This window comes from Hyunsoonleella flava, from assembly GCF_004310325.1.
Taxonomy (GTDB): Bacteria; Bacteroidota; Bacteroidia; order Flavobacteriales; family Flavobacteriaceae; genus Jejuia; species Jejuia flava.
The window spans coordinates 65,593-77,294 of record NZ_SIRT01000011.1; the positions used below are offsets into that span (position 1 = coordinate 65,593).

Below are 11,702 nucleotides of genomic sequence, written 5' to 3' on the forward strand. Positions count from 1 at the left end.
AAATTATTAATAATAAGAATAATCAAATGAATAAAACAGTAAAAATTATTTTAGTTCTATTGGCGGTAATCGCTTTGGTTTTTGTGTTGAAATATTTTATGGATGCCAACTCAAAAGATATTGAAGAGTTTGATGTGGCAGAACCATTCTACACTACTATAAGCTCGCAAGCAGTGGCTACAGGTAAACTAAATCCTGAAGAGGAAATCGAATTAAAACCCCAAATAACAGGTATCGTCGATAAAATTGTCGTAGAAGAAGGAGATAAAGTAAAAAAAGGCGATTTAATTGCAAAAATTAGAGTTGTGCCTAATGAACAAAGTTTGGCCAATGCTAAAAGTAGAATTGCGACCGCTAAGTTATCATCCGATAATGCAGGTGTACAATTTGCTAGAGATAAAAAATTGTTTGAGAAAGGCGTGATTTCTATTCAAAACTTCGAAAATAGTGAATTGTCTTATAAACAAGCACTGGAAAATTTAAGACAGGCTCAAAACGACTATCAAATTATTAAACGTGGTTCTATTTCAGGAGGAAGTGCTGCAAATACAAATATTATAGCTCAGATTTCTGGAACTATTTTAGAGATTCCTGTTAGAGAAGGGGATCAAGTAATTCAAAGTAATAACTTTAATGCAGGTACCACAATTGCTACCATTGCAGATATGAGTAATATGCTTTTTGAAGGAAAAGTTGATGAAGCAGAAGTTGGAAAACTTGAAGAAGGAAAAGATATAAAAGTAGTACTTGGTGCGATAAACGATAAAGAGTTTCCAGCTAAATTAACATTTGTAGCACCCAAGGGCATAGAAGAAAACGGAGCAGTTCAGTTCACTATTAAAGCCAATGTTAAACTAGACAGTATTGCAAATATTAGAGCAGGCTACAGTGCAAATGCCGAAATTGATTTAGAAGGTAAAGACAGTGTTTTAGCTATAAAAGAAGCTTTGCTGCAATACAAAAGATCAAGCGATAAACCTTTTGTAGAGATTCAAAATGAAGATGGAAAATTTAAAAGGAAAGATGTAAAAATTGGAATTTCTGACGGGATTAACGTAGAGATTTTAGATGGTGTAGAAGAAGGCGATAAAATAAAAGTTTGGAACAAGGCTTCTGATGACAAGGAAGATGAAGAAAACGACTAAGCATGAAGAAGTTAATTAAAAATACAATTTTACTAGGACTTTGTTTTGTTGGAATCTCTGCTTTTTCCCAACAAAAAAAATGGACATTGTTAGAGTGTGTTAATTATGCCTTAGAAAACAACATCTCTATTCAACAAAGTGAGTTAAATGTTCAGCAAAGTGAGATAAATAAAAAGGATGCCATCGGTAATTTTTACCCTACGTTTAATGCAAATGGTAATCATTCTTGGAATATAGGTTTAAACCAGAACATCACAACAGGTTTGCTGGAAAATCTTACTACGCAGTTTACCTCGCTAGGGCTATCCTCAAATGTTACCATCTATAATGGTCTGCAAAATGTAAACCAGTTACACCGCTCTAATTTGGCAATTTTGGCAAGTCAGTATCAACTTGCCGATATGAAGGATGACATTTCTCTGTTTGTAGCCAACTCTTTTTTACAAATACTTTTTAATAAAGAGCAGCTTAAGATTCAAAAGGCACAATATGAAATCACTAGCCAAGATTTAAAACGCACACAAGAATTGGTGGATGAAGGTGTGCTTCCGCGGGGAGATGCACTTGAATTAAAAGCGACATTGGCTTCTCAGGAACAGCAAATGGTGAATACTGAAAACGCACTGTTATTATCCAAAGTAAATTTAGCACAAACGTTACGTATTGACGATTACCAGAATTTCGATACTACTGATGTTGAGTACAACGTGCCACTAACTAATATATTAGATGAATCTCCTGAAGCTATTGTTGAAAAGGCGAAAGAGAACAGATATGATCTTAAAATAGCTGATGCTAATGTGCAACTAGCAGAATATGATTTAAAGTTAGCCAAGGGTAACCTGCAACCATCCCTAACAGGGTTCTACAGATACAATACACGTGCCTCTTACAGTGATAGAGTTTTAGGTATAGAGAGAAATCCAGATGGTACAACTAGCGAAATTGGTTTTGTAGAGGGTACGGGACAAGCAGTACTAGCGCCCAATTTTACAACAAATAGAATTATTGGAGGGCCAGATGCCTTATTTAATCAGTTTAGTTTAAATGACGGACATAATTTTGGTGTTAGCTTAAACATTCCAATTTTAAATGGTTTTTCAGCGAAGAATAATATACAACGCAATACGGTAAATTTAGAACGCTCTAAGAATCAATACGAACAAGCGAAGTTAGATCTTGAAACAGAGGTTTACCAAGCAATGAATGATGCCAGAGGTTCTCTAAAAGCTTATGAAGCTGCTTTAAAAACAGAAGATGCTAGAAAAGAGGCGTTTAATTATGCTAAAGAACGCTATAATCTAGGGGTGTCCAATTCTTTTGATTTTAGTCAGTCACAAGCACGTTACGAGCAATCACAAAGCGAAGTGGTTAGAACAAAATACGATTATATTTTTAAGCTTAAGGTGCTTGAATTCTATTTTGGAATTCCAATCACTCAGCTAAGTCAGAACTAAAGTTTTCGCATTTGCACTTCAAGGTTTTGCGAAGCAGTTTTGTTTTTAACTTAAAAGTTTAAGACATTTACGGTAATATAATCTCTTTTTGGGGTTAGTTTAACTATTGTATGAAGAAAATCTTGCTGATTTTTGTGTGCTTGTCTTGTTTTGTTATAAACGCACAAAAAAAGAAAATTTGGGCAAAATCGTATCTAAATAAGAAAGCCCCAGAACTCATTGTAGAAAAATGGCTTACTGAAGCACCAAATACAAATGACAAGTTTGTACTTATAGATTTTTGGGCTACTTGGTGTGGCCCATGTAGAAAGGCAATTCCAAAATTAAACAAATATCAAAAGGAATTTGCAGATGAATTAGTGGTAATAGGGATTAGTGATGAAACCGAAACTAAAGTAAAATCAATGCAAAATCCAGTTATGGATTATTTCAGTGCCATTGACTCCAAAGAACGCTTAGAGCGCAAGTATGAAGTAAAAGGCATTCCTCATTGTGTTCTTATAGATCCAAATGGTATTGTACGATGGGAAGGCTGGCCAGATTTGGAAGGGTTTGAACTAACTTCAGAGGTTATTAAAGCTATTATTGATAAGTATAAAAACTAATGGCTATTATTCTCAATCTTGAAACAGCAACTACAAACTGCTCGGTTTCACTTTCAAAAGAAGGAAAAACAATTGCATTAAAGGAAGATGCTAGAAATGGCTTTTCCCATGCCGAAAAGCTGCATGTTTTTATTGATGAAGTTTTAAATGAAGCCAATATACCGCGTTCTGATATTGACGCTATTGCAGTAAGTAAAGGACCAGGGTCTTACACTGGCCTTCGAATCGGGGTTTCTGCGGCCAAAGGATTGGCATTTGCTTTAGATAAACCACTGATTTCTGTTCCAACATTGGATATTTTGGCACATCAAGTTATATGCGATAAAGGAGAGGTTATTGTTGCAATGCTTGATGCCAGACGAATGGAAGTGTATTCGGCTATTTATAACTCAGAATATCATCAAGTACGTGAAACACAGGCTCAAATTTTAGAAGAGGACTCATTTAGCCAATACTTAAACAAAGGGAAAGTTCATTTTATAGGCAACGGTGTTGAAAAAACTAAAGCCTTAATACAGCATCCCAACGCTATTTTTATTGAAGATAAATTACCATCAGCCAATGAAATGGGAGTGCTGACTTATGATAAACACAAAATAAGCGACACCGAGGATGTCGCTTATTTCGAACCATATTATTTAAAAGATTTTATTGCGATTAAGCCAAAATCTTAAGCATCTTTGTGTATCTCCACGCTGTGTGGGTAAGGAATTTCGATACCAGCTGCGTCAAGAGCTAACTTACATTTTTCAATAGTACCGAAGTATACATCCCAATAATCTGCAACGGTTGCATAAGGTCTTACAGCAAAATTTACTGAGCTATCAGCAAGCTCTGATACATTCACAGAAGGTGCAGGATCTTTTAAAACTTGTGGGTTATCCGTCAATACCTTCATCAAAACATCTTTAGTTTGTTTTATGTCTGCATCATAACTTACACCAATTGTTAAATCTACCCTTAATTTCCCTTCGGTAGAATAATTCGTTATATTTCCATTAGACAAAGCACCATTAGGAATAATAATTTCTTTGTTGGTTGGGGAAACTATTTTAGTTGTAAAAATTTCAATTTCCTTTACCACCCCAAGTTCACCTTGCGCTTCAATTAAATCACCAATTTTTATTGGTTTAAAAATCATTATTAAAACACCACCAGCAAAATTTCCAAGAGATCCTTGTAAGGCCATACCAATAGCTAAACCTGCGGCAGCTAGTATTGCAGCAAAAGATGTTGTTTCCACACCTAATTGCGATAGAATTGCTAGGAATAAAAGGATTTTCAATATCCATCCAATTAGATTAAGTAAAAACTTTTGTAAACTCTCGTCGTAGTTCTTTTTGGTCATTACTTTACTGACGCCATTGTTTATTTTTTTGATTATCCATGAACCTATAATCCATATTACGATGGCTCCAATAATTTTTAGGCCATATTCAACGATAAAGCCTTGTGCCATGTCTAGATATTTGTCTACGTTTTCCATAAATTTTAGTTTTTTAAGTAAGTACTAAATTAAAAACTATTAGTTAGTTTTTAAGTGATTAAATGATAAAAAATGATTAATTAATTTTAGATAAAGCAAAAAAGTAGCGCCAATATTGCTGGAATTGATTGTACATAAAACAACTTTATTTGCTTTGTTGAGTAAGACCCATAAATTCCTGCTATTGTCACACAAATTAGAAAGAATATTATAAATTCTTTATTATCAGTAATAAGCGAATACCCTAAACCAGCAGCCAAAAACCCATTGTATAAGCCTTGGTTTGCAGCCAAAACCTTTGTGTCTTCAGCAAATTGTTTGGATTTTAAACCGAAAGCTTTGATGCCTTTGGGTGTTGTCCATAAAAACATTTCTAAAATTAAAAAGTAAAGATGTTCTAACGCAACGATTGTTGCTAATATGATGGCTATAGTACTCATTTTTCTAATAAGTTTATGGCTTTGTCAACTTCTGAAACAGGCAGTTTACAAGCTCTGTTTACGCAAACGTAAATAAAGGTTTCGCCTGGGTTATATCTGTTCTGAAGTAAAGGCATATCATTTTCAGTCGTACTTCCTGCAATTAGTTTATTTGGAATATAATACTGATTTAGCTCTGAAACTTTTTCTTTAGCCTTTGTTCCAGCAATGGCAACTTCATAAAAAGGATTGGTGTAATTCAACATTAAATCAAACCAATTTGAAAATGCAGTAGGATATTGTGACATTTCTGGTTTTACATTATTTAACATGGTCATGGCTGTTTTCTCAAAGATTTTATTGTCGAAATAATGGTTCAGTTTAAATAAATCCTTTGCCATAATCGAATTACTTGCAGGTATTACATTGTCATGATATACTATGTTTCTCGTAACCAATGCCACATCTTCATCAGAGGTGTAAAAAAACATATTGCTTTTTTCATCATAAAAATGCTTGAAAGTATAGTTGGCTAAATTGTTTGCTTTGGTTAACCATTCATCATTTAATGTAACCTCATAAAGGGCTATAAATGCTTCAATAACTGTGGCATAATCTTCTAAATAGCCGTTTATTTTGCTCTCGCCCTCTTTGTAGGTGTGGTTTAGTCCTCCATCCTGTCTTAGCACTTTTGAAACAATAAAATTAGCGTTTTCAATAGCTACTTCGAGATAGTTTTCATTTTGAAATACGCGATAAGCATCAACATAGCCTTTTAACATTAACCCATTCCAAGATGTTAAACCTTTATCGTCCATTCTTGGTTTAGGCCTTTTGTTTCTAGCTTGATTAAGTATGGCTTTCCATTGCTGTTTTTTCTCTTTTAGTTGCGTAGCTGAAATATTATGTTTTTTGATTATGGTTCCATCATTATCTTTTCTAATCAACACATAATTACCTTTTTCCCAAAGCCCATAATTATTGATGTTATAATACTCAGAAAATAAATCGAAATCGTCTTTCAGAAGTGTTTTGAGTTCCTCTTTTTGCCAAACGTAAAAAGCGCCTTCTTCTAACTCGTCTTCATTATTATTGCTATCGGCATCAAATGAAGCATAAAACGCACCTTCTGGTGTTGTCATTTCATCCTCAACAAAGCTCAGGGTTTCTTCTACTACTTCTCTGTAAAGTTCGTTTTTAGTGAGTAAGTAAGCGTCTGAATATAAACTTACCAATTGGGCATTATCATATAGCATTTTTTCAAAGTGAGGTACATGCCATCTTCCATCTGTGGAATATCTAGAAAACCCACCACCAACATGATCGTATACACCACCAAAAGCCATTTTTGTAAGTGTAAGATTTACGAATTTCAGAAGCTCATCATCATTGTTTTGATGGGCATAGCGTAACAAAAATTGATAGTTACTTGGCATCATAAACTTGGGTTCACGGTCTGTACCTCCAAACTTATAATCAAATGTTTTAGACCACTTAGAAATGGCATCAGCAATAAATTCCTTTTCAAAAGTGGGAGCGTCATTATTTACTTCAACTATTGAAATAGAGTTTATCCCGTTTTGAACGTTTTCGGCCTGTTGAATTAATTTTTCAGGTTCTTCTTTATAAAGGTTTGAGATGTTTTTCAACACGTCGATCCACTGATCTTTAGGAAGGTAAGTTTCTCCCCAAATAGGTCTGCCATCAGGTAATGCTATCATATTGAGAGGCCAACCACCGCTGCCTTTCATTAATTGTAGCGCATTCATGTATACTTGATCTACATCAGGGCGTTCTTCTCTGTCCACCTTAATGTTTATAAAATTGTTATTCATTACTTGAGCTACCAAACTGTCTTCAAAGCTTTCGTGTTCCATAACATGACACCAATGACAAGAAGAGTAACCGACACTAATTAGCATTAATTTATTTTCGGTTTTAGCCTTTTTAAGAGTTGCCTCATTCCACGCGTGCCAATCTACAGGGTTGTGTGCATGTTGTAATAAGTATGGGCTACTTTCATTAATCAACGCATTTGTATATTGATGTTGATTGGAAGTTTTGGTATTCTGACCTTTGCAGCTCATAAGGATAATCAGAAATAGTAATACGTTGTACTTCATTAATCAAAGTTAGTTAAAAGCGCCGCATAAAAAAAGCGTTCATCCCGATAGCAATCAGGAGAACGCTTAAGTTTAAAACTTAGTGATGCTTATTTTACTTCAAAAGTAATTTTCACATTCACTCTAAATTCTGTAATCTCACCATCATTAACACTAGCACTTTGGTCTTGAACATATACTGAGCGTATGTTCTTTACACTTTTTGATGCTTCTTTAACTGCTTTTTTAGTAGCATCTTCCCAACTTTTTTCTGAGTTTGCTAAAACTTCAATTACTTTTAATACTGCCATGATATTTTGTTTTTAATGTTAGTAATTAATATAAATTATGATATTAATTTGACACTTGTTTATTTTAATGGTCACCCATTAACAGCCTCAACAGTCTCAACTTTTCCAGGTAACATTTGTTTCAACATGTTTTCAATGCCATTTTTCAATGTAAATGTTGAGGAAGGGCAACCACTGCATGCACCTTGAAGCAGTACGCTCACATTTTTAACATCGGCATCATAACCTATGAACTGAATATTGCCACCATCGCTTGCTACAGCTGGTTTTACATATTCTTCTAAAATATTTACAATTTCCTTCGAGGTATCGTCCAATCCTTCAAACTTTTTGTCTAGTTGAGGTGCCGATTTTTCCATTTGTTCAACAGCTTCAGGCAATACAATTTCTTTTCCATCAGCTATGAAATTTCTAATGAATTCTCTTAATTCAACTGTGATATCCTGCCATTCCGCTCTATCATATTTAGTAACCGAAACATAGTTTTCTTCAATAAATACACTTTTTACGAATGGAAAATGAAACAACTCTGTTGCTAAAGGTGATAGTTTGGCATCATCAATAGAAGTGAATTCAAACATTGCGGTTGCAATCTTTTTATTGGCAACAAATTTCATCACTGCCGGGTTTGGTGTCGCTTCAGCATAAACAGTTACTGGTGTTTGTTTTTTTGGTGTAGCTTCTTCTGTTATTACAACGCCACCATCATTCAGATAGGCTTCAATCTGTTGTGCAACTTCATCTTGCACATCATTCCATTCCACAATATCATAGCGTTCTACCGCGACAAAATTTCCTGATATATACACCTTTTTTACAAAAGGAAGATAAAATAATTGTTGTGCCAAAGGTGAAGTTTTAGCCTCGTCTATATTGCTGAATTCAAAACTTTGGTGCTTTGTAATAAACTGGTTAACCTCGAATTTAACTATGGTATTATTAGATGTTTCTTGCACAGAAACCTTGAAATTGCTCATTTTAGCTATTTTTTTACAAAAATACTAAAAGAAAACCTAGTTATCCATATATTTGAGTTTAGTTATTATGTTTTCTGGATGTAATTTTTTGAAAAAGAAAACGTTTACTAAACACCAGTTTACCTAGATTGTAACCTATGAAATTGAAATATACTATTTTATTACTGGTTGGAATGTTGTGCATTCCGAGTAGCAACGCCCAAGAGGGACTTCCAATATATACAGATTATTTAACGGATAATTATTATTTGATACACCCGTCCATGGCTGGTGCCGCTAATTGTGCCAAGGTGCGTTTAACAGGTAGACAACAATGGTTTGGACATGAAGATGCTCCAAGATTGATGACATTGAGCGTTAATGGTAGAATTGGAGATTCTCCATCAGGCATTGGAGGTATGTTGTATGCTGATAAAAACGGATTTCACTCGCAGACAGGAGCGTATTTAACTTATGCTCACCATTTGATGTTTTCTAGAAGTGAGGTAGATTTAAATATGTTGTCGTTTGGTTTAAGTGCTGGTTTTATTCAATATCAATTGGACGAAACTACGTTTCCATTTGATGGGCAAGATCCAATTGTACAAGGTGTGGTACAAAGCGCGACTAATTTTAATATCGATTTTGGGTTTTCTTATCATTACCTAGACTTTTATGCTCATGGTACTATAAAAAATGTGCTTAAAAACGAAGGTATTAATAATGACGTTTTAATCACCAGTAATTTAAGACGCTACTTATTATCTGTTGGAGGCGTTTTTGGTAAACTAGGTAGTGAATGGAGTTTTGAGCCGTCTGTGATGTTTCAATATAGAGAGGGCACACAGGAATCTATGGTAGATTTTAATGCCAAAGCATATAAACAAATGGAATTTGGAACACTTTGGGGTGGATTATCATATAGACAAAGTTTAGACGGTGCCGAGTTTTTAAATAACTCCGGGGGTGTAAGTAGCCAAAAGTTGCAGCAAATAACACCTTTAATTGGTGTAAACTACAATCAGTTTATGTTTGCGTATACGTATACGTATCAAACAAATTCAGTGGTGTTTACTAACGGCGGGTTTCATCAACTTACTCTCGGTTACAACTTTAGCTGTAGAAGAGAACGTTACGATTGTAATTGTCCAGCGGTTAATTAAATATGGATTTTGTCATTGCGAGGAGGTACGACGTGGCAATCTCATAAATTTTAAGAAGAAGATTACTTCAGTCATACTTCCCTCGTAATGACGAGTTATGTTTTTACCAAGTGTACTTTTTCTTTTTAGCTTGGATTTTGATGGCTTTTGTCATTGCATTTTCTAAACCATTCTCTGTATTGTTCTCTTTTTCAGAAATGTAAGTTTTACGTTTTTTGTTTAATTCTTGAATTTGTTTTTGAATAGATTCACGCTCTTCTTTCATTTTTGAAACGTAAACTTTGATTTCTTCAGAAGATTTGTTTTTTAATACCTCTGGCAAAGCTTCTTTATCAATATCTTCAACGCTTACTTTTTCTTCTTCAACAGCGTCTACTAAATCCCATCGAGAGTTTTTATACAAATGCGAGCTTTTGCTAACTGTTCTGCTCACAGCGTTGGCTTTACTGTAACCACTGGCATTCATATCCTGTTCTGCCTGCATTCTCATTTTACGTTTACCATAAGTTCCGTAAGCCACATATGTTTTATTTAATTTAATATTTAATTGAAGGATTTCATCATCGTATGGCGAAGCAATATGTACTGTAGCTTTGTTATGGTTAATCGCCATATAGTCGCCTTGTGTCAAATCTGCACCTGCTTTCCAATAGGTAGAAATACCTTGATTATAATCCCCACAGAAAATGGTATTTACCGTAACGTCTTTTTCTTTAGCATTTGTTGATGCGTCTTTGTAGTTCACCCTGCCTTGAGTAAAAGGTTCATTACCTGCAATAAATATCAATTTTAAATCATCTGGGTTTTTACCCCAGTTTAGTTGATTTAAGGATGTTTGAATTACTTGTCCGCAATATTCATTTCCGCCATTTGTGGTTAAGGAAAATAGTTCTTTAGAAATTTCATCCAGGTCGTCACTAAAGGCCAATACCTGTCTGATGTACCCTTCCTCTCCAGGTAATCGGTCGTTGCCATATTCATACAAGGCGATTTGTAAGTTTGGCTTACCATTGCCGCATTTGGCGTAAGAGAGTTCGTTTACAATTTCCCAAAGTTGCGCTTTAGCTTGGTCTATCAAACCGTCCATACTGTTGCTTGTGTCTAATAATAGCGCCACTTTTATAAATTGTTTGTTGGGTTCTGGGTGCTCGGTTTCTACTACATTTATTGCATAGCTTTGTTTTTTGTTGTTTGCGTTGCATGCCGTAAAGCTTAAAACAGCTATTGCCAGCATAAAAGTTTTAAATAATGTTTTCATGATTTTACGTTTTTTAATTTAAGATGAATTTTGCCATAACCGTTTCTTTAAGTATTATAGGCTTCAGGTTTAAGTTCTCTATTTTTCTTGCAAATGACTGGTATTCTTGGGTGTAATTTGAATTAATACTATTAAGTTGATTGGCTAAAACGTTAAAATTATTGGAGCTTATTTCTTGGATGAATATTGCTTTCCCAATAGTTTGCCCAATGGCTGCTGTATAATCATTGGCTTTTTCTTTGGCAGTTTTCAAAGCCTTTAATTTTGTTTCTCTTCTAAAAGTCTCAAGTTCAGTATGACTTGTTTTTGTAATTGAAATATTGGAAATATCACAAGCGTCTAAGGCTTCATAAACTTCCCCAAGCGTTTTTCCATCGTTTACTATTAATTGATAGTGTTTGTTTTTAACAACCTCGTTATCACCTAAAAATTTCCTATGGTAACTTCCATTAAAATCTAGAACAGAAAGGTTTTTATCAACATTAATATTTAAAGTCTTTAAAGTTAAAATCATCTGATTTTCCTGTTTTTCAATGCTTAACTTCCCTCTTTTGTCATTTTCATTTAAAACAATTTTCAGGAAAATTTCATTTGGAATTATTTCAGTTTCAACGGTACCCGTCACTTCAATAAAAGGTTGGTCGATAAAATTCTTTTGTCCGCTTTGTGAAAAACTAAATGCATAACATAGAAAAAGTAATGCGAAGAGCTTGAATGTGTGTTTCATTTTGATTTATGTTTTTTGATTGAATATGATTTGGCAGTAAAACTATTACCAAAGTATTTTTAAAAAAAAGACG

The 11,702-nt window shown here is 34.3% G+C and carries 12 protein-coding genes; 5 read left to right on the forward strand and 7 right to left on the reverse strand.

All coding sequences use genetic code 11. The features are described from left to right. The first annotated feature begins 26 nt into the window (after window positions 1–26). The 4 genes from EYD45_RS12510 (at window position 27) to tsaB (ending at window position 3,881) form a co-directional block, all read left to right on the forward strand. Window positions 27–1,145, forward strand: coding sequence for an efflux RND transporter periplasmic adaptor subunit (locus tag EYD45_RS12510; protein ID WP_130964897.1), 1,119 nt, complete (start codon window positions 27–29; stop codon window positions 1,143–1,145). A gap of 2 nt (window positions 1,146–1,147) precedes the next feature. Further along, window positions 1,148–2,602 (forward strand): TolC family protein, encoded by a 1,455-nt coding sequence (locus tag EYD45_RS12515; RefSeq protein WP_130964898.1) that lies wholly within the window; start codon window positions 1,148–1,150, stop codon window positions 2,600–2,602. Window positions 2,603–2,712: 110 nt separating this feature from the next. Then, on the forward strand, window positions 2,713–3,207 hold the full coding sequence (locus EYD45_RS12520) for a TlpA family protein disulfide reductase (RefSeq protein WP_130964899.1): 495 nt from the start codon (window positions 2,713–2,715) through the stop codon (window positions 3,205–3,207). After that, entirely contained in the window at window positions 3,207–3,881 is a 675-nt protein-coding gene (gene tsaB, locus EYD45_RS12525; RefSeq protein WP_130964900.1) for a tRNA (adenosine(37)-N6)-threonylcarbamoyltransferase complex dimerization subunit type 1 TsaB, read from the forward strand. The genes EYD45_RS12520 and tsaB overlap by 1 nt, the downstream gene beginning before the upstream one ends. Here the strand turns inward: tsaB and EYD45_RS12530 are convergent. From EYD45_RS12530 to EYD45_RS12550, 5 genes are all read right to left on the reverse strand, one after another. Next, window positions 3,878–4,693 carry a mechanosensitive ion channel family protein gene (locus EYD45_RS12530; protein WP_130964901.1) on the reverse strand — a complete coding sequence of 272 codons (816 nt, stop codon included), beginning with the start codon at window positions 4,691–4,693 and terminating at the stop codon, window positions 3,878–3,880. The genes tsaB and EYD45_RS12530 overlap by 4 nt on opposite strands. A gap of 86 nt (window positions 4,694–4,779) precedes the next feature. Continuing rightward, window positions 4,780–5,133: a DUF1304 domain-containing protein gene (locus EYD45_RS12535; protein WP_130964902.1), complete on the reverse strand. Its 354-nt coding sequence runs from the start codon at window positions 5,131–5,133 to the stop codon at window positions 4,780–4,782. Next, on the reverse strand, window positions 5,130–7,235 hold the full coding sequence (locus tag EYD45_RS12540) for a thioredoxin domain-containing protein (RefSeq protein ID WP_130964903.1): 2,106 nt from the start codon (window positions 7,233–7,235) through the stop codon (window positions 5,130–5,132). The genes EYD45_RS12535 and EYD45_RS12540 overlap by 4 nt, the downstream gene beginning before the upstream one ends. An 89-nt stretch (window positions 7,236–7,324) precedes the next feature. Further along, window positions 7,325–7,525, reverse strand: coding sequence for a dodecin family protein (locus EYD45_RS12545; RefSeq protein ID WP_130964904.1), 201 nt, complete (start codon window positions 7,523–7,525; stop codon window positions 7,325–7,327). 71 nt (window positions 7,526–7,596) lie between these two features. Next, entirely contained in the window at window positions 7,597–8,502 is a 906-nt protein-coding gene (locus EYD45_RS12550) for a NifU family protein (protein WP_130964905.1), read from the reverse strand. Window positions 8,503–8,639: 137 nt separating this feature from the next. Here EYD45_RS12550 and EYD45_RS12555 point away from each other — a divergent pair, with 137 nt between their 5' ends. Beyond that, window positions 8,640–9,644, forward strand: a complete 1,005-nt coding sequence (locus tag EYD45_RS12555; protein WP_130964906.1) for a PorP/SprF family type IX secretion system membrane protein — start codon at window positions 8,640–8,642, stop codon at window positions 9,642–9,644. A gap of 103 nt (window positions 9,645–9,747) precedes the next feature. Here EYD45_RS12555 and EYD45_RS12560 read toward each other — a convergent pair whose 3' ends face one another. Together EYD45_RS12560 and EYD45_RS12565 are read right to left on the reverse strand one after the other, a co-directional pair. Continuing rightward, on the reverse strand, window positions 9,748–10,902 hold the full coding sequence (locus EYD45_RS12560; protein WP_130964907.1) for a vWA domain-containing protein: 1,155 nt from the start codon (window positions 10,900–10,902) through the stop codon (window positions 9,748–9,750). Between the two features lie 13 nt (window positions 10,903–10,915). After that, window positions 10,916–11,629 (reverse strand): SIMPL domain-containing protein, encoded by a 714-nt coding sequence (locus tag EYD45_RS12565; protein WP_130964908.1) that lies wholly within the window; start codon window positions 11,627–11,629, stop codon window positions 10,916–10,918. Between the last annotated feature and the right edge of the window lie 73 nt (window positions 11,630–11,702).